Annotated in this window: 19 protein-coding genes and 10 tRNA genes; 24 read left to right on the top strand and 5 right to left on the bottom strand. The window is 65.5% G+C overall.

Annotation, left to right across the window (positions count from 1 at the left end; all coding sequences use genetic code 11):
- Positions 1–44: 44 nt before the first annotated feature.
- Positions 45–734, bottom strand: coding sequence for a phosphate regulon transcriptional regulator PhoB (gene phoB, locus ABE422_RS15025; protein ID WP_121042967.1), 690 nt, complete (start codon positions 732–734; stop codon positions 45–47).
- Between the two features lie 122 nt (positions 735–856).
- Positions 857–2497 (bottom strand): M48 family metalloprotease, encoded by a 1641-nt coding sequence (locus ABE422_RS15030; protein ID WP_313209564.1) that lies wholly within the window; start codon positions 2495–2497, stop codon positions 857–859.
- Positions 2498–2638: 141 nt separating this feature from the next.
- On the opposite strand from ABE422_RS15030, the gene grxC reads away from it, so the two are divergent.
- The 5 genes from grxC to ABE422_RS15055 all read left to right on the top strand — a co-directional run bounded on the left by grxC (position 2639) and on the right by ABE422_RS15055 (position 6565).
- Complete coding sequence (grxC, locus tag ABE422_RS15035; RefSeq protein ID WP_019185813.1) at positions 2639–2938, top strand: glutaredoxin 3; 300 nt, start codon at positions 2639–2641, stop codon at positions 2936–2938.
- A complete protein-coding gene (locus tag ABE422_RS15040; protein ID WP_256776270.1) occupies positions 2935–3327 on the top strand; it encodes a carboxymuconolactone decarboxylase family protein in 393 nt (130 codons plus the stop codon). Before grxC ends, ABE422_RS15040 begins: the two co-directional genes overlap by 4 nt.
- A gap of 334 nt (positions 3328–3661) precedes the next feature.
- Positions 3662–4669 (top strand): isocitrate dehydrogenase, encoded by a 1008-nt coding sequence (locus ABE422_RS15045; protein WP_313209560.1) that lies wholly within the window; start codon positions 3662–3664, stop codon positions 4667–4669.
- 210 nt (positions 4670–4879) lie between these two features.
- Positions 4880–5578, top strand: a complete 699-nt coding sequence (locus ABE422_RS15050; protein ID WP_346481963.1) for a cysteine hydrolase — start codon at positions 4880–4882, stop codon at positions 5576–5578.
- A 63-nt stretch (positions 5579–5641) separates the two neighbouring features.
- Positions 5642–6565: a LysR family transcriptional regulator gene (locus tag ABE422_RS15055; RefSeq protein ID WP_313209555.1), complete on the top strand. Its 924-nt coding sequence runs from the start codon at positions 5642–5644 to the stop codon at positions 6563–6565.
- Positions 6566–6612: 47 nt separating this feature from the next.
- On the opposite strand, the gene ABE422_RS15060 is transcribed toward ABE422_RS15055, so the two are convergent.
- On the bottom strand, positions 6613–7371 hold the full coding sequence (locus ABE422_RS15060) for a Bax inhibitor-1/YccA family protein (RefSeq protein WP_346483248.1): 759 nt from the start codon (positions 7369–7371) through the stop codon (positions 6613–6615).
- 179 nt (positions 7372–7550) lie between these two features.
- On the opposite strand from ABE422_RS15060, the gene ABE422_RS15065 reads away from it, so the two are divergent.
- From ABE422_RS15065 to ABE422_RS15145, 17 genes are all read left to right on the top strand, one after another.
- Positions 7551–7627, top strand: a tRNA-Pro gene (locus tag ABE422_RS15065).
- 45 nt (positions 7628–7672) lie between these two features.
- Positions 7673–7749 (top strand) — tRNA-Arg (locus tag ABE422_RS15070).
- Between the two features lie 35 nt (positions 7750–7784).
- A tRNA-His gene (locus tag ABE422_RS15075) sits at positions 7785–7861 on the top strand.
- A gap of 81 nt (positions 7862–7942) precedes the next feature.
- Positions 7943–8018: transfer RNA gene (locus tag ABE422_RS15080), tRNA-Lys, on the top strand.
- Positions 8019–8179: 161 nt separating this feature from the next.
- Positions 8180–8255: transfer RNA gene (locus ABE422_RS15085), tRNA-Lys, on the top strand.
- Positions 8256–8444: 189 nt separating this feature from the next.
- Positions 8445–8717 (top strand): hypothetical protein, encoded by a 273-nt coding sequence (locus ABE422_RS15090; RefSeq protein WP_346481961.1) that lies wholly within the window; start codon positions 8445–8447, stop codon positions 8715–8717.
- Between the two features lie 107 nt (positions 8718–8824).
- Positions 8825–8909 (top strand) — tRNA-Leu (locus ABE422_RS15095).
- 234 nt (positions 8910–9143) lie between these two features.
- A complete protein-coding gene (tig, locus tag ABE422_RS15100) occupies positions 9144–10436 on the top strand; it encodes a trigger factor (RefSeq protein ID WP_121042977.1) in 1293 nt (430 codons plus the stop codon).
- A 66-nt stretch (positions 10437–10502) separates the two neighbouring features.
- Positions 10503–11129: an ATP-dependent Clp endopeptidase proteolytic subunit ClpP gene (gene clpP, locus ABE422_RS15105; protein ID WP_019185804.1), complete on the top strand. Its 627-nt coding sequence runs from the start codon at positions 10503–10505 to the stop codon at positions 11127–11129.
- A 126-nt stretch (positions 11130–11255) separates the two neighbouring features.
- Positions 11256–12545: an ATP-dependent Clp protease ATP-binding subunit ClpX gene (gene clpX, locus ABE422_RS15110; protein ID WP_019185803.1), complete on the top strand. Its 1290-nt coding sequence runs from the start codon at positions 11256–11258 to the stop codon at positions 12543–12545.
- 142 nt (positions 12546–12687) lie between these two features.
- Complete coding sequence (lon, locus tag ABE422_RS15115; protein WP_346463622.1) at positions 12688–15162, top strand: endopeptidase La; 2475 nt, start codon at positions 12688–12690, stop codon at positions 15160–15162.
- 207 nt (positions 15163–15369) lie between these two features.
- Entirely contained in the window at positions 15370–15642 is a 273-nt protein-coding gene (locus ABE422_RS15120; protein WP_019185801.1) for an HU family DNA-binding protein, read from the top strand.
- A gap of 11 nt (positions 15643–15653) precedes the next feature.
- Positions 15654–15728, top strand: a tRNA-Val gene (locus tag ABE422_RS15125).
- Positions 15729–15756: 28 nt separating this feature from the next.
- Positions 15757–15833 (top strand) — tRNA-Asp (locus ABE422_RS15130).
- Between the two features lie 113 nt (positions 15834–15946).
- Positions 15947–16023, top strand: a tRNA-Asp gene (locus tag ABE422_RS15135).
- 90 nt (positions 16024–16113) lie between these two features.
- A tRNA-Asp gene (locus ABE422_RS15140) sits at positions 16114–16190 on the top strand.
- 212 nt (positions 16191–16402) lie between these two features.
- On the top strand, positions 16403–18376 hold the full coding sequence (locus ABE422_RS15145) for a peptidyl-prolyl cis-trans isomerase (protein ID WP_313212252.1): 1974 nt from the start codon (positions 16403–16405) through the stop codon (positions 18374–18376).
- A gap of 112 nt (positions 18377–18488) precedes the next feature.
- On the opposite strand, the gene ABE422_RS15150 is transcribed toward ABE422_RS15145, so the two are convergent.
- On the bottom strand, positions 18489–19703 hold the full coding sequence (locus ABE422_RS15150) for a transglycosylase SLT domain-containing protein (RefSeq protein WP_313217364.1): 1215 nt from the start codon (positions 19701–19703) through the stop codon (positions 18489–18491).
- A complete protein-coding gene (gloB, locus tag ABE422_RS15155; protein ID WP_313217366.1) occupies positions 19700–20467 on the bottom strand; it encodes a hydroxyacylglutathione hydrolase in 768 nt (255 codons plus the stop codon). The genes ABE422_RS15150 and gloB overlap by 4 nt, the downstream gene beginning before the upstream one ends.
- A gap of 11 nt (positions 20468–20478) precedes the next feature.
- Here gloB and ABE422_RS15160 point away from each other — a divergent pair, with 11 nt between their 5' ends.
- Together ABE422_RS15160 and rnhA are read left to right on the top strand one after the other, a co-directional pair.
- Complete coding sequence (locus ABE422_RS15160; protein WP_313212249.1) at positions 20479–21123, top strand: methyltransferase domain-containing protein; 645 nt, start codon at positions 20479–20481, stop codon at positions 21121–21123.
- 11 nt (positions 21124–21134) lie between these two features.
- A complete protein-coding gene (gene rnhA, locus ABE422_RS15165; protein ID WP_121042991.1) occupies positions 21135–21587 on the top strand; it encodes a ribonuclease HI in 453 nt (150 codons plus the stop codon).
- Positions 21588–21589 lie beyond the last annotated feature (2 nt).

Genomic DNA, 21589 nt, shown 5'->3' on the forward strand with positions numbered 1-21589 from the left:
TGGCCGGAACCGGGCATGCGCGCCCGGGACCGGCCCGACGAGACTCAGGTGGACGTCGAGAACCGGTAGCCGGCGCCGCGTACGGTCTGCACCATGTTCTCCGCGGCGAACGGCTCCAGCGTCTTGCGCAGGCGGCGGATGTGCACGTCGATGGTGCGCTCCTCCACATACACGCTGCCGCCCCACACGTGATCCAGCAACTGGGCGCGGGTGTACACGCGCTCAGGGTGGGTCATGAAGAAGTGCAGCAGGCGGTACTCGGTCGGACCGATCGGCACCGGCTGGTCGCCGGCGAAGACGCGGTGCGCGGCGCCATCGATGCGGATCGTACCGACCGCGACGCTGCCATCTTCGTCATCGTCGCGGGCGCGGCGCATGACCGCACGGATGCGGGCCAGCAGTTCGCGCGCCGAGAACGGCTTGACCACGTAGTCGTCCACTCCGGCTTCCAGGCCACCGACGCGGTCGTTCTCTTCCCCGCGCGCGGTCAGCATGATGATCGGCACTTCGCGGGTCAGGGCTTCTTTGCGCCAGCGCCGGGCCAGCTCCAGGCCACTGGTGCCCGGGAGCATCCAGTCCAGCAGGATCAGGTCCGGGACGCGATCGGCGATGGCGGTCTGCGCCTCGCGCGCGTCGCCGGCATGGATCGGGTCGTAGTCGCCCTTGCGCAGGGCAAAGGCGACCATTTCGCGGATCGCGGGTTCGTCATCGACGATCAGGATGCGTTTCTGCACGTGCCCACCGTATTGCTCATCAGATCGGGATTGAGCTCAGTAGACTACGGTTTCATGACAGGTTTGTGACGAGGGGGCCTTTCCCGTCGTGGGCCGCCATCCCACCGTCATCCGGGCGCGCCTCAGCGGCGGTCCAGCTCCGGGTCGTCGATTCCCTGTCGGCGCATTTCCAGCACCGTGGGGGTGATGCTCTCGATCCGGGCATCGACCCGGGCACGGCCGACATAATCCAGGTTCGGCTGCCGCTTCAAGGCCTGCAGCTGGATCAGCGCCTGCTCCGGGCGGCCACTCAGGTACGCGGCTTCGGCATAGGCCTCGCTGGCCCGGGTGGTGTCGCCAGCCAGTTCGCTGGCGCGGGCGAAGCGTTGCTGGAAGACCGGATCATTGCCGCTTTGCGACAGCATCGGGCGCAGCATCGCCTGCGCGCGCTGGCCGGCCTCGCGGCCGCCTTGCTCATTGAGGATGGCCGCATAGGTCAACGCGACCGGGCGGCTGCCGGGGTGCTGGCGCATCAGGGTTTCGAACCGGGCGTTGGCCTGCACCGGCTGGCCGCTGCGGGACTCGGCCTCGCCCAGCGCCAGCGCCACCCAGACATTGTCCGGATGGTCGCGCAGCAGCTCGCCCAGATCCCGGGTGGCCTGCGCGGCCGCACTGTTGCGCAGCCGGCCCAGGGCCAGCCCGTAGCGTTGCGGCTCGGTCAGCCCGTTCTTCTGCGCGCGCTGCAGGCTTTCGTATTCCCGGATGACATCGCCGGGGGTGTCGGCGCTGAGCACGCGCAGGCGCTCGCGTGCCCACTCGAACTGGCCGGTGCTGCCGCGGCTGAGCGCGTTGACCGAGATCTGCATCGAGGCCGGCAGCAGCGGATTGCTCCGCCGCACCAGCGGCTCGGAGAGGGCTGGATCGGACGGGTTCACCCGCTCCTGGCGGACCCCGCCGGGCACCTCGGTGGTGAGCAGCACCGTGTCCTTCTTCATCTGCTCGGCGCGGGCCTTGGCCTCGCTGATGCGGGTGGTGGTGACCGGGTGGGTCTGCAGGAAATCCGGGACGCTGTAACCACCCTGGTTGCCCCGCATCGAGGCCGACATGCGCTCGAAGAAGCCGGCCATCGCATCCACGTCGTAGCCGCTGCGGGCGAGCGTGCGGATGCCCAGGCGGTCGGCCTCGGATTCGTTGGAGCGGGTGTAATTGATCTGGCGCTGCTGCATCAGGCCCATGCCCGAGGTGATCGCGGCCATGGTGGCATCACCGGAGGAGTTGCCGCCGGCCTGCTGCGCGGCCACGATCGCGGCAAGCATGCCGAGCAGGATCGGGATCTGGTCGCGCTGGGCACGTTCGACACCGCGCAGCACGTGCTGCTGGGTGACGTGGGCGATTTCGTGGGACAGCACCGCGGCCACTTCGTCCTCGCGCTCGGCGGTCAGCACCAGGCCCGCGTTGACCCCGATATAGCCGCCGAGGGTGGCAAAGGCGTTGATCTGCCGGTCCTTGAGCATGAAGAAGGTGTAGGACTGACGCGGCTGGGCACTGTTGGAGCCCAACCGGGCGCCCATGGTCTGGAGCCAGTCATCGACCAGCGGATCATCGAGCAGATAGCCGTAGTTGCGCAGTTCGCGCAGCATCATCCCGCCGTACTCGGCCTGCCGGGCCGGGGTCAGCAGCTCGCCGGCCGAGGACCCGATATCCGGCAGCTTGCTTTCCTGGGCCCCGGCCAGCGGCACGGCCAAGGCCAGGGTCAACGCGGCAGAGAGCAGCAAGGGGCGCAAACGGAGCTCCTGGGGGAAGACGGACGACAGCGTGACAGGGCCAGTGCAACCTGCAGTTAAATCACAGTGTTGCGGTGGTGACGTGGAAAATCCAGCGGACCGCTACCATATACAGACCAACGTTCCGCTGTGGAGTTTCCCGTGAGCCAAGATGCTGTTTCCACCCCCGGTGGCGCACCCGCCATCACCATCTACTCGACCGCGGTGTGCCCGTACTGCGTGGCCGCCAAGAACTTCCTGAAGAGCAAGGGCCGCGACTGGACCGAGGTCCGGATCGATCTGGACCCGGTCGAGCGCGAGAAGATGATGGCCAAGACCCGCCGCACCAGCGTGCCGCAGATCTTCGTGGGCGAGGTCCATGTGGGCGGCTACGACGACATGATGGCGCTGCACCGTGCCGGCAAGCTGGAGCCGCTGCTGGCCGGGCAGGACCCGGCATGAGCGCGGCCGACGACGGCAGCAAGGACCGCATCGCCGAATTCACCGAGTTCCGCCAGCGCATGAACCAGCGCATCCTGGGGGAACCCAACCAGGTCGTGCGCCGCTTCTTCGCGCTGGATACCCAGACCTACCAGGCCGGCGCGCTGGATGTGAAGACCAAGGAGCTGCTGGGCCTGGTCGCCTCGATGGTGCTGCGCTGCGATGACTGCATCAGCTACCACGTGGCCCAGTGCAAGGACGCCGGCGTGACCCGCGAGGAGTTCTTCGAGACCTTCTCGGTCGGCCTGGTGGTCGGCGGCTCGATCGTGATCCCGCACCTGCGCCGGGCGGTGGATTTCCTGGACCAGCTCGAAGGTGGCGCCGACGCGCCGGCCGTTCACGAGCATTGAGACCGGGGCCGACCCGGCCCCGCCGCGGTAGAGCCGACCGTTGGTCGGCTTCGTTGGCCCCCAGCGCTCTCGGTGCTGCAACGGTCTCCCGTTCATGTTCTGGACCACGTTTCCACCGACCAACGGTCGGTGGCTACCCATCGTTCAGCACCCCGTGATTGCCGGCGCGGGGTAGAGGAGGCATGCGCGGCAATTATGCCTTACCCGCCTAAGACCAATGGCCCATTTGGGGTCCATCGGGCGGGTAAGGCATAATTGCCGATGAAACTTCCCTTGCGCCCGCGCTTTGCGCACCTCACGGATGGCGCTCCCCCTCGGTTCGGAATACACATCAATGACGCAGAAAATCACGGTCATCCGCGGTGACGGCATCGGCCCGGAGATCATGGACGCTACCCTGTTCGTGCTCGGCAAGCTGGACACCGGCTTTGAATACGAAGACGCCGACGCGGGCCTGGCTGCGCTGGAAAAGCACGGCGATCTGATGCCGGCCTCCACGCTGGAGTCGATCGCACGCAACAAGATCGCGCTGAAGAGCCCGCTGACCACGCCGGTCGGTGGCGGCTTCACCTCGATCAACGTCAGCCTGCGTCGCCATTTCGACCTGTACGCGAACGTGCGTCCGGCGGTCTCGTTCCCGAACACCAAGTCGCGTTTCGGCGACGGCGTGGACCTGATCACCGTCCGTGAGAACACCGAAGGCGCGTACCTGGCCGAAGGCCAGGAAGTGTCGGCCGATGGCGAGACCGCCTTCTCCGGCACCCGCATCACCCGCAAGGGCTCCGAGCGCATCGTGCGCTACGCCTTCGAGCTGGCCCGCAGCACCGGCCGCAAGAAGGTCACCGCCGTGCACAAGGCCAACATCATCAAGTCGACCTCGGGCCTGTTCCTGGCCGTGGCGCGTGAAGTGGCAGCCAAGTACCCGGACATCGAGTTCCAGGAAATGATCGTCGACAACTGCTGCATGCAGCTGGTGATGCGTCCGGAACAGTTCGATGTGATCGTGACCACCAACCTGTTCGGCGACATCATCTCCGACCTGTGTGCCGGTCTGGTCGGCGGCCTGGGCCTGGCCCCGGGTGCCAACATCGGTGAGAACGCGGCGATCTTCGAAGCCGTGCACGGCACCGCGCCGGACATCGCCGGCCAGGGCAAGGCCAATCCGTGCGCGCTGCTGCTGGCCGCTGCGCAGATGCTGGACCACGTCGGCCAGGTCGAGAACGCCGAGCGCCTGCGCAAGGCCATCGTGGCCACGCTGGAAGCCAAGGATTCGCTGACCGGCGACCTGGGTGGCACCGGCAACACCATGGGCTTTGCCCAGGCCATCGCCAGCCGCCTGTAAGCGCGCGGGTCGGTTGTCCAGAAAGCGGGGCGCTGCGGCGTCCCGCTTTTTTGTTGCCTGTTCGATGGCGGGTTCGATGGCGATCCCGAGGGCGCGGTCATCCATCAATCTGTGCGAAAAATGCACAGATGGTGTGCGGGTAGCTGGCTGTTGGTGCACGGATCCGGCGCGCACCATGCACGCCATCCCAACCACAGCAGGAGCCTCCCCATGAACTTCGCCTCCCTGATCGGCCTGGCCGGCATCCTCGGTGTCGCCACCGCGTCCGCCCCGCCCGCCGCCGAGCCGGCCCACCCGACGATCCGCCACATGGCGGGCGCGCAGGACGCGAGGGCATTGCCGGCCGGCAAGACCGCGTTGCTGGTGATCGACGTCCAGAATGAGTACTTCGCCGGCGGCCGCATGCCCATCCCTGATGGCGATGCCGCCCTGGCCCAGACCCGCCGTCTGGTGGACTTCGCCGATGCCCACGAGATCCCGGTCATTCACGTCCAGCACGTTCTGCCGGCCGGGGCGCCGCTGTTCGCCGAAGGCGGCCGCACGGTCCAGTTCCACCCGCAGATGCAGCCGCGCAAGGGCGAGCGGGTGATCGCCAAAGACAACGTCAGCGTGTTCGCCGGTGCCTCCGGCCCGGTGCTGGAGCAGGCACTCAAGGAGGCTGGAATCGACACGCTGATCATCGCCGGGCTGCAGACCCACGCCTGCGTCGCCGGTGCTGCACGCGATGCCGCGCCGAAGGGCCTGAACGTGATCGTGTCCTCCGATGCCACCGCCAGCCGTGACCTGGACCTGCGTGACGGCAGCCGGGTCGGGCATGCCAGCCTGCACGCCGCCGCGCTGGCCAGCATCGAAGACACTTACGGCACCGTGCTGGGGACCGATCAGATCCTGGCGCTGCCGGTCCGCTGAGCCGCACGGGCCTTGTTATGCTGCCGGCATCGCCACAGGTGCCGGCCGTTGCACGGGAGCGTGATGGACCAGTTTTCCGCCATGAAGGCGTTCCGCAGCATCGTCGATGCCGGCAGTTTCACCGCCGCCGCCGAGCGCATGGACACCACCCATTCGTCGATGTCGCGGCAACTGCGCCAGCTGGAAGCCCACCTGGGTTCACGCCTGCTGGATCGCAACAGCCGCCGGCTGACGCTGACCGAAGCCGGGCGGGCCTATTACCAGGACTGTGTGGACATCCTGGACCGCCTGGAGGTTGCCGAGCAACGCCTGCAGGCCGATCACGATGCACCCAGTGGGCTGTTGCGGGTCAGTGCACCGCTGGTGATCGGCACCCTGGAGCTCTCGCAATGGCTGCCTGCATTCCTGGCGCAATACCCCGGCATCGCGCTGGATCTGTCCTGCGATGATCGCCTGGTCGACCTGATCGGTGGCGGTTTCGACATGGCCCTGCGCATCGCCGGGCCGCTGGCCGACAGCACCTTGGTGGCGCGCGAACTGGCCGTTACCGACATGGTATTGGTGGCATCGCCACGCTACATCGCGCAATGGGGACTGCCACGCCATCCGTCGGATCTGGGCCGGCATGCGCTGATCGGCTTCGCCGGCGCGCGCGCGCTGTCGGCATGGACGTTGACCTCCGCGCGCGGTACGCAGGTGGAGGTCATCCCGCAGGGGCGGCTGCGCGTGGATGCGATCCCCGGGCTGCATGCCGCCGTGTTGGCCGGGCAGGGCATTGCCGCGTTCACCCGCCTGACCGTTCAGGATGATCTGCTGCACGGGCGACTGGTGCGCGTGCTGCCGCAGCACCATGCCGGCCGCCGGCACTATTACGCGGTGTATCCGCATGCCCGCCAGCTGGCCCCGAAGGTGCGCGCGCTGGCCGGATTCATGGCCCGGCATTACGCAGCCCTCCAGCAACTGCCGCCGGTGATCCCCGAGACATGAAAAAGGCGCCTTGCGGCGCCTCTTTCATCGTGCAGTGAGCGTGTGGCTCAGCGCTGCTGGATCTTGGACAGCAGGCGCAGGAATTCCACGTACAGCCACACCAGCGTGACCATCAGGCCGAACGCGCCGTACCACTCCATGTACTTCGGTGCGCGTGCCTCGGCGCCGGTTTCGATGAAGTCGAAATCCAGCACCAGGTTCAACGCGGCCACCACCACCACGAACAGGCTGAAGGCGATGCCCATCCAGCCGCCTTCGTGGATCATCGGCACGTTGATGTTGAAGAAGCTGAGCACAAACGAGGCCAGGTACAGCAGCGCGATGCCGCCGGTTGCCGCCACCACGCCCAGCTTGAAGTTCTCGGTGACCTTGATCAGGCCGCTGCGGTAGACCGCCAGCATCACGAACATCGTGCCGAAGGTCAGCATCACCGCCTGCATCACGATGCCGGGGAACTTGGCATTGAACATCGCCGAGATCGCACCGAGGAACAGGCCTTCGACGAGTGCATACATCGGTGCGGTGACCGGCGACCATTCCTTCTTGAACACGGTCACCAGGGCCAGCACCAGGCCGCCGATCGCCCCAACCAGGGTGTACAGCATGGCGCTGGAGGTGGGCAGGCCATTCGCATCGACTGACTGGCGCCACGCGAAGGCGGCCGTCAGCACGGTGAGCAGCAACAGGACGCCGGTCTTGTTGACGGTGCCGTTGATGGTCATCGCCTGGTCGGGGCGGGCCACGACCGAGCCGCTGGCCAGGTCGAGGAAGGTCGACTCGGAAAGTGCGGGATTGCCGCTGCGCATTGCCAATCTCCTTGATGGGGTAGGGGTTCGGCCATCCGGCCGCTGACCCGAGCATAGCGGAAGCGGCCCTCGGTCACGACGACATGTGAATTGATGTGTGAAAACCGTTGACAGATGCCACACCGATTCCCACAATAGGCGGCTCTTTCGGGGGGAACCCCGGAGGGAAACAAAACCGCCGGGGTATAGCGCAGTCTGGTAGCGCGCCTGCTTTGGGAGCAGGATGTCGGGGGTTCGAATCCCTCTACCCCGACCAAGCCCGCTGCTCAAATCGGGATTGGAATGCGACAATCCGGATCGAGCGCCCGTAGCTCAACTGGATAGAGCACCGGCCTTCTAAGCCGGCGGTTACAGGTTCGATTCCTGTCGGGCGCGCCATTCGGTGCAAGCGGTAGGAAGCAAGGTTTTCAGTGGTGGCTGTAGCTCAGTTGGTTAGAGTTCCGGATTGTGATTCCGGTGGTCGGGGGTTCGAGTCCCCTCAGCCACCCCACTGATTCAAACTGGTTCATCGAAAGTGAATCAGGGTTGCAAAAGGCAGCACACACGCTACAATGTGCGCCTGAGTTTTTCAGGGCTGTTAGCTCAGTTGGTAGAGCAGTTGACTCTTAATCAATAGGTCCAAGGTTCGAATCCTTGACAGCCCACCAAGACAGAAGCCATCGGGTCCGCCCGGTGGCTTTTTTCTTGTTCGCGACATGACGTTGAACAGCTGGCGCGTTGGCGGTCTACTGCCGGCATTGGCCGCCCGTTCAAACAAAACGCTTGCGTCGCGTGCAGGAAACCCTGCATAATTCGCCTCCCGATTTTCGGGCTGTTAGCTCAGTTGGTAGAGCAGTTGACTCTTAATCAATAGGTCCAAGGTTCGAATCCTTGACAGCCCACCAAGACAGAAGCCGCCTGGTCCGCCAGGCGGCTTTTTTCTTTTCCGGGATGCGTATCTGAAAGCCTCCTGAAACCGGGGTCGAACGCGACACCCTGCGTTTCCAAGCTGCGCGACAGCGCACGGATCGCAACCGACAATCAGGTTCCACTCGATGGACCGCGCCCAAGGCGCCCATCGAGGTACGCACATCATGACTCTCAGGATCCTTGCCGCCGTGGCGTTGACCGCCTGCGCGGCCGCGGCCACGGCCGCCACGGCGGCCGAAACGCCCGCCCACGCGTCGCTCGACCCGGTCCTGGCCGGTTATGCCACGACCGTATTCCGCAACAATCTTCCTCCCGGCGATGTCCAACCGGCCAAGCCACTTGCGCGTGTCTCCATGCAGGGCGCTCCCCAGGGCGAAGATCGGCTAGACATGGCGGAAGCGCCATTGCGTCCCGACGTGACGCTGCCTGCGCGATAGCCGCTGATCGGCGGGGTGGGGCACGCGCTTCCACCCCATTAAGCGACATGACGACCTTCCGCTTTCCGGCCCCGCCTGCAACAATGTGCGCCTGAGCTTGCAGGCTCGCGAAAGTGGCGGAATTGGTAGACGCCCTGGATTTAGGTTCCAGTGCCGCAAGGCGTGGGGGTTCGAGTCCCCCCTTTCGCACCAGTGCAGGGCGTTTTCGCCGGCACCATGACCATGGGCACGTCCCGGATCGGGGAGACGGCCACATGCTGGGCCCCTGGCGGCCCCCGGTCGTTCTCGGCCCGCGCTGGCGGCGCTGGCGTTTATCGGCGAAACTACAGGGCTGCGGCGGGCATGCGCGTCCACGACCCCGCGTCCAAAACCCGTTTCATCCATCACATCGTGCCGGGGCCCATGCCGCCGGTGGCAGGAGTCAACATGCAAGCTTCGATCGAATCCACTGGCAATCTGGAACGCCGCCTGACCTTCTCGCTGCCGGAAGACCGTCTGCAGACGCACATCAGCGGCCGTCTGGGCGAAATCGCCCGCACCACGCGCATCAAGGGCTTCCGTCCGGGCAAGGTGCCGGCCAAGGTGATCGAGCAGCGTTTCGGCCAGCAGGTCCGCAGCGAAGCCGTCGACGGCCTGCTGCGTGAGACCTTCGATGCCGCCCTGCGCGAGCACGAGCTGCGCATCGCCGGCACCCCGCGCATCGACAAGGGCGAGGGCGAGCTGTCCTTCGTGGCCACCGTCGAGCTGGTGCCGGACTTCGGCGACGTGGACGTCAGCAAGCTGACCGTGGTCCGCCACACCGCCGAGATCAACGACGCCGACATCGACCAGATGATCACCAACCTGCGCGAACAGCGCCGCAGCTGGAGCCCGGTCACCCGTGGCGCCCAGGACGGCGATCTGGTCGCCCTGGAAACCTGGTCGCAGGCCGGCGATGAGCGCCTGCCGGCCGAAGGCACCGAGAAGGGCAGCGTGATCGTGGGCCAGGGCATGATGTTCGAGCAGATCGAACAGGGCCTGGTCGGTCTGACCGCCGGTGAAGAAAAGACCCTGGACGTCGAGTTCCCGGCCGATTGGCGCGTGCCCGCGCTGGCTGGCAAGCAGGTCAAGGTCACCGTCAAGGCGGTGGACGTGTCCGCGCCGGTGCTGCCGGAGGTGGATGCCGAGTTCATCAAGAGCTTCGGCGTGAAGGGTGGCGACGTGGAGCAGTTCCGCAAGGACATCCGTGCCAACCTGGAGCGTGAGCTCAAGGGTGCCCTGATGAACCGCCTGCGCCGCGAAGTCGGCGAGCAGCTGATCGCCGCCTATGCCTCGGTGGAAATGCCGCCGCGCCTGGTCGAGAACGAAGCCCGCGCCATGCTGGATCAGCAGCTTGAGCAGATCCGCCGCAGCGGCCGCAACCCGGGCGACGTCCCGGCCGATGCCCATGAAGGCTTCAAGGAAGCGGCCGCCAAGCGCGTGCTGGTCGGCCTGCTGGTCGGCGAAGTGGCCCGCAAGAACGACCTGCGTCTGGACCCGAAGCGCCTGAATGAAACCATGCGCCTGATCGCGTCGACCTATGAAGAGCCGGAACAGGTCATTGAGATGTACCGCAACGACCCCCAGCTGATGAGTGGGCTGCAGAATCGTGTGATGGAAGAGCAGGTGATCGACTGGATCGCCGAGCGCGCCCAGCACACCGAAGAGAAGCTGTCGTTCCAGGACGCGATCCGCCAGTAAGCGGCCCGCGTTTTACGCCCCGCGCCCCGGCGCGGGGTCGTTCCCCCCAAAATAGGTGCCTCACTAATGGACAACCGAACCACAGCCCTGAACATGGTTCCGATGGTGGTCGAACAGACCAGCCGCGGCGAGCGCGCCTATGACATCTATTCGCGCTTGTTGAAAGAGCGTCTGATCTTCCTCGTGGGCCCGATCGACGATCACATGGCCAACGTGGTGGTGGCGCAGCTGCTGTTCCTGGAAGCGGACAACCCGGAAAAGGACATCAGCATCTACATCAACTCGCCCGGTGGCGTAGTCACCGCCGGCATGGCGATCTACGACACCATGCAGTACATCAAGCCGGACGTGAGCACCATCTGTGTCGGCCAGGCCGCCTCGATGGGCGCCCTGCTGCTGGCATCCGGCGCGGCCGGCAAGCGGTATGCGCTGCCGAACTCGCGGGTGATGATCCACCAGCCGCTGGGCGGCTTCCAGGGCCAGGCCACGGATATCGATATCCATGCCCGTGAAATCCTGACCCTGCGTTCGCGCCTGAACGAAGTGCTGGCCAAGCACACCGGCCAGTCGCTGGAGACCATCGCCCGGGATACCGAGCGCGACAACTTCAAGAGCGCGGCCGATGCAGTGGCCTACGGTCTGGTCGATCAGGTCCTGGAGCGTCGTCCGGAAGAGTCGATCCAACCGGCGTAAGGTTGTGCCAGGCCGGGAAACCGGCTTGTTTCCACCGGGTCAGGCGGGACTGGCGTCCTCCTGACCCTGTGCTATTCTCGAATCGAACCCCCGTTCAGTCGGGTGGGGTAACTGGGTAAGCGAAGCATGAGCGAAGACCGCCAAGGTCGTTCCACGGACACCGGCAAGATCCTCTACTGCTCTTTCTGTGGAAAGAGCCAGCATGAGGTGCGCAAGCTGATTGCGGGTCCGAGCGTGTTCATCTGCGATGAATGCGTCGAGCTGTGCAACGACATCATCCGTGAGGAGCTGGAGGAGAAGGCGCAGTCGGCCCGCAGTTCGCTGCCCAAGCCGCGCGAGATCCTCGAGGTCCTGGACCAGTACGTGATCGGGCAGAACCGCGCCAAGCGGACCCTGGCCGTGGCCGTATACAACCACTACAAGCGCATCGAGAGCCGCCAGAAGAACGACGAAGTCGAACTGGCGAAGTCGAACATCCTGCTGGTCGGTCCGACCGGTTCGGGCAAGACGCTGCTGGCCGAAACCCTGGCCCGCCTGCTCAATGTGCCGTTCACCATGGCCGACGCCACCACGCTGACCGAAGCCGGTTACGTGGGCGAGGACGTGGAGAACATCATCCAGAAGCTGCTGCAGAAGTGCGACTACGACGTCGAGAAGGCGCAGCAGGGCATCGTCTACATCGATGAAATCGACAAGATCTCGCGCAAGAGCGAGAACCCGTCGATCACCCGCGATGTGTCCGGCGAAGGCGTCCAGCAGGCCCTGCTGAAGCTGATCGAAGGCACCGTGGCCAGCGTGCCGCCGCAGGGCGGTCGCAAGCACCCGCAGCAGGAATTCCTGCAGGTGGACACCAAGAACATCCTGTTCATCTGTGGCGGCGCGTTTGCCGGCCTGGACAAGGTGATCCAGCAGCGTTCGAACGATTCGGGCGGCATCGGGTTCGGTGCCAAGGTGAAGAGTTCCGAGCGCAAGCAGGAAGTGGGCAAGATCCTGGCGGAAGTCGAGCCGGAAGATCTGATCAAGTTCGGCCTGATTCCGGAGTTCGTCGGCCGCCTGCCGGTCGTGGCAACCCTGGAAGAGCTGGACGAGGCTGCCCTGGTGCGCATCCTCACCGAGCCGAAGAACGCCATCACCAAGCAGTTCAAGAAGCTGTTCGAGATGGAACACGTCGAGCTGGAGTTCCGCCCCGACGCCCTGGCCGCGATCGCCCGCAAGGCGCTCAAGCGCAAGACCGGTGCCCGTGGCCTGCGTACCATCGTCGAATCGGTCCTGCTGGACACCATGTATGACCTGCCCTCGGCAGAGAACGTCAGCAAGGTGGTAGTGGACGAATCGGTGATCGAACACAAGTCCGAACCGTACCTGATCTACCAGACGCCACCGGCGCCTGAACAGAAGGCGGCTGGTGCTGAATAATCAGTTCAAGTAATTGAATTGAAAGAATTTTTTCAGAACAGCTTGCATCTAGAAGCCGATGGCCCCATAACGAGGCCATCGGCTTTTTTTGTATCCGGGCGAGGCGCCCGGAGGCCATCCCCACTGTTCCACTGGAGCCCACATGGCCCGTTCCCCAACTGAGACTCTCGACCTGCCGGTACTGCCGCTGCGTGACGTGGTGGTGTTCCCGCACATGGTCATTCCGCTGTTCGTCGGCCGTGACAAGTCCATGCATGCGCTGGAGCAGGCGATGGAAGCGGACAAGCGCATCCTGCTGCTCGCGCAGAAGTCCGCCGAGACGGATGATCCGTCCGCCGCCGATCTGTACCAGGTCGGCACGCTCGCCCAGGTCCTGCAGCTGCTGAAGCTGCCCGATGGCACCATCAAGGTGCTGGTCGAAGGCCTGTCGCGGGTCAACGTCACCGACGTGACCGAGCGCGATGGCTCGCTGCACGGCGTGGGCATGGAAATCGAATCGGACGAATCGCGCGAGCCGCGCGAGATCGAGGCAATCGCCCGCTCGCTGATGTCCCTGTTCGAGCAGTACGTCAAGACCAACCGCAAGCTGCCGCCGGAGCTGCTGCAGACCCTGGCCGGCATCGATGAGCCCGCGCGCCTGGCCGACACCATCGCCGCGCATATCAGCGTGCGCCTGGCCGACAAGCAGCGCCTGCTGGAAACGCTGCAGATCGGCGACCGCCTGGAAATGCTGGTCGGCCTGGTCGATGGCGAGATCGACGTACAGCAGATGGAAAAGCGCATCCGCGGCCGCGTGAAGTCGCAGATGGAAAAGAGCCAGCGCGAGTACTACCTCAACGAGCAGATGAAGGCCATCCAGAAAGAACTGGGTGACCTGGATGACGCGCCCGGCGAGATGGACGAGCTGGCCCGCAAGATCGCCGAGGCGGGCATGCCCAAGCCGGTGGAGACCAAGGCCAAGGCCGAGCTCAACAAGCTCAAGCAGATGTCGCCGATGTCGGCCGAAGCCGCCGTGGTGCGCAACTACCTGGATTGGCTGCTGGGCGTGCCGTGGAAGAAGCGCAGCAAGGTCCGCAAGGACCTCAAGGCCGCGCAGGACACGCTGGATGCCGATCACTTCGGCCTGGACAAGGTCAAGGACCGCATCCTGGAATACCTGGCCGTGCAGTCGCGCGTGAAGCAGATGAAGGGCCCGATCCTGTGCCTGGTCGGCCCGCCCGGTGTGGGCAAGACCTCGCTGGGCCAGTCCATCGCCAAGGCGACCAACCGCAAGTTCGTGCGCATGAGCCTGGGCGGCGTGCGCGACGAGGCCGAGATCCGTGGCCATCGCCGCACCTACGTCGGCTCCATGCCGGGCCGCATCGTGCAGAACCTCAACAAGGTGGGCAGCAAGAACCCGCTGTTCGTGCTCGATGAGATCGACAAGATGTCGATGGACTTCCGTGGCGATCCGTCCTCGGCGCTGCTGGAAGTGCTCGATCCGGAGCAGAACAACGCGTTCAACGATCACTACCTGGAAGTGGATCTGGACCTGTCCGAAGTGATGTTCGTGGCGACCTCCAACTCGCTCAACATCCCCGGCCCGCTGCTGGACCGCATGGAAGTGATCCGCATCCCCGGCTACACCGAGGATGAGAAGCTCAACATCGCCATGCGCTACCTGGTGCCCAAGCAGATCAAGGCCAACGGCCTGAAGCCGGAAGAGCTGGAGATCGAGGCCGACGCGATCCAGGACATCGTGCGCTATTACACGCGCGAATCCGGCGTGCGCAACCTCGAGCGCGAAGTCGCCAAGATCTGCCGCAAGGTGGTCAAGGAGATCGCGCTCGCCGGTCCGGTGGCACCGGCCAAGCCTGCCAAGCCGGCCAAGGCCGGCAAGAAGACCAGCGCGAAGAAGAAGGCGCTGGTGGTGGTCAACGGCAAGAACCTGGACAAGTACCTGGGCGTGCGTCGCGTCGATTTCGGCCGTGCCGAAGAGCAGAACGAAGTGGGCCTGGTCACCGGCCTGGCCTGGACCGAAGTGGGCGGCGATCTGCTGCAGATCGAATCCACCCTGGTGCCGGGCAAGGGCCAGCTGATCCTGACCGGCCAGCTGGGCAACGTGATGAAGGAATCGGCCTCGGCGGCGCTGTCGGTGGTGCGTTCGCGCGCCGAGCGGCTGGGCATCGACAACGAGTTCCTGCAGAAGCACGACGTGCACGTCCATGTGCCCGATGGCGCCACCCCGAAGGATGGCCCCAGCGCGGGTATCGCCATGGTGACCTCGCTGGTGTCCACGCTGACCAAGGTGCCGATCCGGGCCGAAGTGGCGATGACCGGTGAGATCACCCTGCGAGGCCGCGTCACGGCCATCGGCGGCCTCAAGGAGAAGCTGCTGGCGGCGCTGCGTGGCGGCATCACCACGGTCATCATCCCCGAGGAGAACCGCAAGGATCTGGCCGATATCCCCGCCAATGTCACCCGCGATCTGAAGATCGTGCCGGTGAAGTGGATCGAGGAAGTGCTCGACCTGGCGCTGGAGACGCCGCTGACGGCACCGAAGCCCAAGAAAGATGGGCAGCGTGTCACGGTACGCGGCAAGTCCAAGACAGCTTCCACGACCCGCGTCAAGCACTGACGCGTGCTGTGGAAATGCCCGAAACCCGCGTCGTTATTGGCTTTTCAGCTTGCGCGGGTAGGGGGGCACTGGTATAAAAGCACCACTCGCGAGTCAGCGTAATTCTGAATTCGGCGAACTGAGAACTTCACTGGCATTCGACGGCGTATCGTCGTCGGGTGTCTCAATGTTGAATCCGCGGAATCCCCGCCAAAGGAGCTGTAGAGAATGAACAAGACCGAATTGATCGACGCCGTTGCTGAAGCCGCCGACCTGACCAAGGCCGAGTCCAGCCGCGCCGTTGATGCCGTCATCGCTTCCGTCACCAAGGCCCTGAAGGGCGGTGACGCGGTGACGCTGGTGGGCTTCGGCACGTTCCAGGTCCGCGACCGCGCTGCCCGTACCGGCCGCAACCCGAAGACCGGCGACACCATCAAGATCGCTGCGTCGAAGAATCCGTCGTTCAAGGCTGGCAAAGCCCTGAAGGATGCCGTAAACTAAGCGGCTTGCTGGGGTGCTTAGCTCAGCGGTAGAGCGTCTCCTTTACACGGAGAGGGTCGGGGGTTCGAAACCCTCAGCACCCACCAGGCACTGCCAGTAAAAGTTTTGAAATGTGGAGCGGTAGTTCAGCTGGTTAGAATGCTGGCCTGTCACGCCGGAGGTCGCGGGTTCAAGTCCCGTCCGCTCCGCCAGTTTCAAGAAGGCCCCTGAGCAATCGGGGGCCTTGTTTTCTCCGCCGATGGTAGAGCTGACCGTTGGTCAGCTGGTAAAGCAGACCGTTGGTCGGCTGAAAAAGTTAAAGTGCGGAGCGGTAGTTCAGCTGGTTAGAATGCTGGCCTGTCACGCCGGAGGTCGCGGGTTCAAGTCCCGTCCGCTCCGCCAGTTTTTAAAAAAACCTCGAAAAAAGCAGTATTTCGGGGTGGGCAATCTGAATATCTTCGGATAGAATGAGCGCCTGCAAAGTTCAAGTGCGGAGCGGTAGTTCAGCTGGTTAGAATGCTGGCCTGTCACGCCGGAGGTCGCGGGTTCAAGTCCCGTCCGCTCCGCCAATCTTTGAAAAGCCCTTGGTGAAAACCAAGGGCTTTTTTTTTGTTTTCCATCCAGCAGATCGATCGACAGTGCGGCACACGCCGTTGGTCCGTCATGATCGGCAGGTGCGGCAGCGGGAGGATCGCGCGCAGGGGCGGGCGCGGGCACTTTTGGAGCCTGCCGCGAAGCGGGTTACACTGCCGGGCTCGCCAATCAGGCCTTGATTTTTCCCATGCTGCAGAAACTTCGCGACAAGACCTCGGGCTGGATCGTTACCGTGATCCTGGGGCTGCTGATGATTCCGTTCCTGTTCGTGATCGACTCCAGCTACCTCGGTGGCGTCGGCTCGCAGAACGTGGCCAAAGTGGCCGCCCCGCCGACCTGGTGGAAGTCCGCCCCGTCGTGGTGGCCGGTTTCGTTCCTGTGGCAGCACCATGAGATCAGCTCCAATGATTTCCGCGTGCGCTTCGAGCAGGCGCGCCAGCAGGCGCGCCAGGAACAGGGCGAGGATTTCGATCCGCGCCAGTTCGAAAGCACCGAAAGCAAGCTGGCCGTGCTCGATCAGATGATCGATGAGCAGGTCGTGCGCCTGGCCGGCGAACAGTCCGGCATCGTGATCGGTGATGGAGCGGTACGCGAGTACATTTCCTCGATCCCGGCCTTCCTCGGTGCCGATGGCAAGTTCAACCAGGACAACTACCGCATCGCGCTGGCCAGCGGCAATCCGCCGCGCACCCCGACGCAGTTCGAAGCGCTGGTGCGCGAGAGCATCCAGCAGTCGATCATTCCGTCGGCCCTGCAGCGTTCCGGGTTCACCACCCAGAGCGAAGCCGAGCGCCTGATGAAGCTGCTGGGTGAAACCCGTGATGTCGAACTGGCCGCGCTGCCGGAAACCCCGGCCGATACCGCCGAAGTGACCGACGCGCAGATCAAGCAGTGGTACGACAGCCACACCAAGGATTTCCGCCAGCCGGAGACGGTGTCGCTGGAGTACGTCGAGATCAACGGCGCGAACCTGCCGGCCCCGGCGGCAGCTGACGAGGCCACCCTGCGCAAGCGCTATGAAGATGAGAAGGCACGCTTCGCGACGCCGGAACAGCGTCTGGCCTCGCACATCCTGATCAGCGCCGACGGCAGCGATCCGGCCAAGCTCAAGGCCGCCGAAGAAAAGGCCACGCGCCTGGCCGCGGAAGCGAAGGCACCGGGCGCCGATTTCGCCGCACTGGCCAAGGCCAACTCCGAAGATCCGGGCTCCAAGGACACCGGCGGCGACCTGGGCTGGGTGGAACGCGGCGCGATGGTGAAGCCGTTCGAAGATGCCCTGTTCGCCATGAAGGCGGGCGAGGTCACCGGTCCGGTCAAGACCGATTTCGGTTTCCACGTGCTCAAGCTGCGTGAGACCAAGGGTGGCGAAGGCCGTTCGTTCGACGAGGTCCGTGACCAGCTGGCCGCCGAGCAGCTCAAGGCCGACACCGACCGCGTGTTCACCGAGCTGAGCGGCCGTCTGGTGGATCTGGTCTACAAGAACCCGACCTCGCTGGAAGGCCCGGCCAAGGACATGAGCCTGCCGGTGCAGACCATCGGTCCGTTCACCCGCACCACCGCCAGTGGCATCGCCGCCAACCCGGCCGTGCTGCGCGCGGCGTTCTCCGACATCCTGACCCAGGACGGCACGGTGAGCGACCCGATCGAGCTGGGCCCGAACCACAACGTGATGATCCGCGTGACCGAGCACAGCCCGGAGCAGGCGCTGCCGCTGGCCAAGGCCCGTGAGCAGGTGATCGCCGCGATCCATGCCGACCGCACCCGACAGGCCTCGGAGAAGGCCGTGGACGCCGTGCTGGCCAAGCTGAAGGCCGGGCAGACCCTGCAGGCGCTGGCGACCAGCGACAAGCTGCAGATCAGCCCGCTGCCGGGCCTGCCGCGTACCCAGCCGGTGCCGACCCCGGAGATCAACCGCGCCGTGTTCAGCGCGCCGCTGCCGGCCGAAGGCAAGCCGAGCTACGGCAAGGTTGCCGTGCAGGGCCGCTACGTGATCTACGCGGTGACCAAGGTCACCCCGGGCAACGTGGCCGAAGTGGATGCCGCCCAGCAGCAGCAGCTCAAGGAGCAGCTGAGCCAGATCGACGGCATGGCCGCCGCCAAGGCCTACGTCGACGCCATGCGCAAGCACTTCAAGGTGCAGACCGAAGAAGCCAACCTGTAACCGGGTCGGCTTCTGCTGGACAGCAAAAAGCCCGGCAATGCCGGGCTTTTTGTTGAACGACACCGCCCGGCAGAACCGGGCAGTGTCGTTACCCGCAATGGGATCCGCGCACTCAGTCTTCGACGCGCAGCACCGCACCGGGCTTCAGCACACTGCTCCCGCTGAGCCCATTGAGCGACAGCAGGGCCTTCAGCGGCATCCCGTACCGGCGGGCGATGGTCCAGGGCGACTCGCCGTCGCGCACGGTGTGCCGGCGGCTGCGCGGACGATCCGCGCTGGCTACCGTGCGGGTGGCTGCCGGCGCAGGCGTCGTGCGCGCCGCCGGGGTGTCCACCGGTGCGCTGGGGGCCATCGCAATGGCGGCCACGCTGGCGCTGGCGTCCACCGGTGCATGCGCGGTCGGAGCCAGCACCGTCACCTGGCCGGACGGGCGGCCTTTGCCGCTGGCCAGGGCCGGGTTGAGGCGGGCGATCCGCGCCGGATCCAGATCGCGCTGCTGGGCCCACTGCTGGACGCTGGTGCCGGCCGGCAGGGTGTGGCCCTTCAGCACGGGCACGGTGCGATCCAGTGAGGCCATCACCGCCGGCTCGGTTTCCGCGTCTTCCAGGACGCAGGCCAGCGCATGCAGCTTCTCGACATAGGCATAGGTGACCGGCGACAGCCCCGGCAACTCGGCCGGCCGCGCGTTCTGCGCGTTCATGCCGGCCTTGCGCAGCGACTGCAGCACCCGGTACTCACCGGCGTTGTAGGCCATCGTCGCCAAGCGCCAGTCGCCGCCGAACATGCCGTGCAGGGTCTTGAGGTAACGCACCGCGGCCTGGGTGGAATCCACGGCCGAGAGGCGACCGTCGTAGCCCGGGGTCATCTGCACGCGGTGGTTCTTGGCGGTGGTGGCGATGAACTGCCACAGGCCGGCCGGGCCGCCGCCGTTGCGGGCGTTGGGCCGGTAGCCACTTTCCACGAAGGGAATCAGCGCGAATTCGGTGGGCAGGTCGGACTTGCGCAGCTCTTCGACCACGTAGCCGAACAGCACCAGCGCATCGTCATCCTGGTTGGCCAACCGCGAGGGGGCATGCGCGAACTGCTTCTGCCAACGCGGGCTGGTCGCCTCGGCGTTGCAGGTGGGTTCGGCCAGACCATCGCGGAAGCTGGCGAAGATGTCCTGCCCGTTGCGCACCGAGGCCGGCGGCAGCGCCGCAGCGGTCAGGGGGAGGGAGGACAGGCCGGCCACGTTCTGGGACATGCCGGCGGTCAACGACTGGGCGCCCGCGCTGCCGGCCACGGCGATCGCCAGGCCAAGCGCGAGCGGCAACAATCGCCGACTCATGTTCGAAATCCGTCTTTCCAGTGTCGCAGCCCTGCGACAACATCGACTTCATCGGTTACGGGACGCCCAAGATGGGCGCTGACGGCCGCCTGGATGGCGGGGGTGTTCGTACGCAGGAACGGATTGCATTCCAGCTCGCTTGCCAGTGAAACCGGCAGCGTGGGCAGGTCATCGCGGCGCATGGCCAAGGCCTCCTCATGGCGCTGCGACAACGCAGCGTTGGTGGGGTCTACATGCCGCGCGAAGACGGCATTGGACAGGGTGTACTCGTGGGCGCAACAGACCATCAGTTGCGCTGGCAGGGACGCCAGCTTCCGCAGGGATGCCAGAAGCTGGGGAGGCGTACCTTCGAACATGCGCCCACAGCCCAGGCTGAACAACGCATCGCCACTGAAAAGGTGTTCAGCGGTGTGAAACGCGATATGGCTCCGGGTGTGCCCGGGCACGGATACTACGTGGAACCCCAGCCCCAATGCCTGAACGCATTCACCTTCAGCCACCCGGTGGGCAGGGACCGCGATGCGCGGTTCCACCGGTGCGTAGACCTCCACCGCGGGAAACCGGGCCTGCAGCTCGGCCACGCCGCCGATGTGGTCGTTGTGGTGGTGGGTCAGCAGAATGCTGTGCGGGACCCATCCCTGCTGCGCTGCGGCGGCCAGGACGGGGTCGGCCTGGCCGGGGTCGATGACCACGGCGCGGCCGTCGTCGGCGACCAGTGCCCAGATGTAATTGTCCGCAAACGCGGGTAGGGCGGTCAGTCGCATAGAATTGGACCATGCCCCCCGCACCGAGCCCCCGTCAAGCGACAGTCGCATCCTGGTTTGATACTGAACCGGCACAAGCGTTGTGCCGGTTGGAATCGGAGCGGTTGCGCAGCCTGCTGGCCGAGCGCCCGGTGAACCCCTGGTTGTGGGTGGCGCCGACGCCTGGCTGGCTCGGGTGCGTGGATCTGCCCGGCCGCGGCCTGCGCCTGTACCGGGACGGCGCGGCTTACGCCGGGGATGTGCACTGCGGGCTGCCGTTGCCGCTGCCGGATGAGAGCGTCAATGCGATCGTCCTGCAGCATGTCACCGCGCGGGACGCCGAGGCGTTGATCGCCGACTGCGCCCGTGTACTGATGCCGGGCGGCCGCCTGTGGCTTTCCACCCTCAACCCGTTCAGCCCGTACCGCCGGCAGTGGCGCCATCACGGGCTGGTCGTGCGCAGCCCACAGCGGCTGCGCCACACCCTCGCGCAGGCTGGCCTGAGCTGCGAAGACCTGCAGTACCTCGGCCCGATGTGGCGCGACCGCTCGCCGGCGCGGCGCGATCTGGCCCCGCTGCGGGCCGCCTGTCTGTTCACCGCTGAAAAACGCACTCTGGCCTTGCCGGGACCGACGCCGGTGGCTGCGCCACGCTGGCACGGCACCGTGGCCACCTGATCTGGAATGGAATGAAGACGATAGAAATCCACACCGACGGTTCCTGCCTCGGCAATCCCGGCCCTGGCGGCTGGGCGGCATTGCTGCGCTACAACGCGCACGAGCGCGAACTGAGCGGTGGTGAAGCGCATACCACCAACAACCGCATGGAGCTGATGGCGGCCATCTCGGGGCTGGAAGCCCTCACCGAGCCGTGCAACATCGTGCTGTTCACCGATTCGCAGTACGTGCGCCAGGGCCTGACCGAGTGGATGCCCGGTTGGATCCGCAAGAACTGGAAGACCGCCGGCGGCTCGCCGGTCAAGAACCGGGAACTGTGGGAGCGCCTGCATGCGGCCACGCTGAAGCACACCATCGACTGGCGCTGGGTGAAGGGCCATTCCGGCGACCCGGACAACGAGCGCGTGGATCAGCTGGCGCGCGACGCCGCGATCCGGATCCGCGCCGCCGGCCCGGTACACTGAGC

It is taken from the genome of Stenotrophomonas sp. TWI1151 (genome assembly GCF_039673135.1).
Classification (GTDB): domain Bacteria; phylum Pseudomonadota; class Gammaproteobacteria; order Xanthomonadales; family Xanthomonadaceae; genus Stenotrophomonas.

Excerpts from the sequence above, each read along its gene's own strand:
- ABE422_RS15040 (WP_256776270.1), top strand. The coding sequence starts at position 2,935 with ATGAGCGCGGCCGACGACGGCAGCAAGGACCGCATCGCCGAATTCACC.
- ABE422_RS15045 (WP_313209560.1), top strand. The coding sequence starts at position 3,662 with ATGACGCAGAAAATCACGGTCATCCGCGGTGACGGCATCGGCCCGGAG.
- ABE422_RS15050 (WP_346481963.1), top strand. The coding sequence starts at position 4,880 with ATGAACTTCGCCTCCCTGATCGGCCTGGCCGGCATCCTCGGTGTCGCC.
- ABE422_RS15055 (WP_313209555.1), top strand. The coding sequence starts at position 5,642 with ATGGACCAGTTTTCCGCCATGAAGGCGTTCCGCAGCATCGTCGATGCC.
- ABE422_RS15060 (WP_346483248.1), bottom strand. The coding sequence starts at position 7,371 with ATGCGCAGCGGCAATCCCGCACTTTCCGAGTCGACCTTCCTCGACCTG.
- ABE422_RS15090 (WP_346481961.1), top strand. The coding sequence starts at position 8,445 with ATGACTCTCAGGATCCTTGCCGCCGTGGCGTTGACCGCCTGCGCGGCC.
- tig (WP_121042977.1), top strand. The coding sequence starts at position 9,144 with ATGCAAGCTTCGATCGAATCCACTGGCAATCTGGAACGCCGCCTGACC.
- clpP (WP_019185804.1), top strand. The coding sequence starts at position 10,503 with ATGGACAACCGAACCACAGCCCTGAACATGGTTCCGATGGTGGTCGAA.
- clpX (WP_019185803.1), top strand. The coding sequence starts at position 11,256 with ATGAGCGAAGACCGCCAAGGTCGTTCCACGGACACCGGCAAGATCCTC.
- lon (WP_346463622.1), top strand. The coding sequence starts at position 12,688 with ATGGCCCGTTCCCCAACTGAGACTCTCGACCTGCCGGTACTGCCGCTG.
- ABE422_RS15120 (WP_019185801.1), top strand. The coding sequence starts at position 15,370 with ATGAACAAGACCGAATTGATCGACGCCGTTGCTGAAGCCGCCGACCTG.
- ABE422_RS15145 (WP_313212252.1), top strand. The coding sequence starts at position 16,403 with ATGCTGCAGAAACTTCGCGACAAGACCTCGGGCTGGATCGTTACCGTG.
- ABE422_RS15150 (WP_313217364.1), bottom strand. The coding sequence starts at position 19,703 with ATGAGTCGGCGATTGTTGCCGCTCGCGCTTGGCCTGGCGATCGCCGTG.
- gloB (WP_313217366.1), bottom strand. The coding sequence starts at position 20,467 with ATGCGACTGACCGCCCTACCCGCGTTTGCGGACAATTACATCTGGGCA.
- ABE422_RS15160 (WP_313212249.1), top strand. The coding sequence starts at position 20,479 with ATGCCCCCCGCACCGAGCCCCCGTCAAGCGACAGTCGCATCCTGGTTT.
- rnhA (WP_121042991.1), top strand. The coding sequence starts at position 21,135 with ATGAAGACGATAGAAATCCACACCGACGGTTCCTGCCTCGGCAATCCC.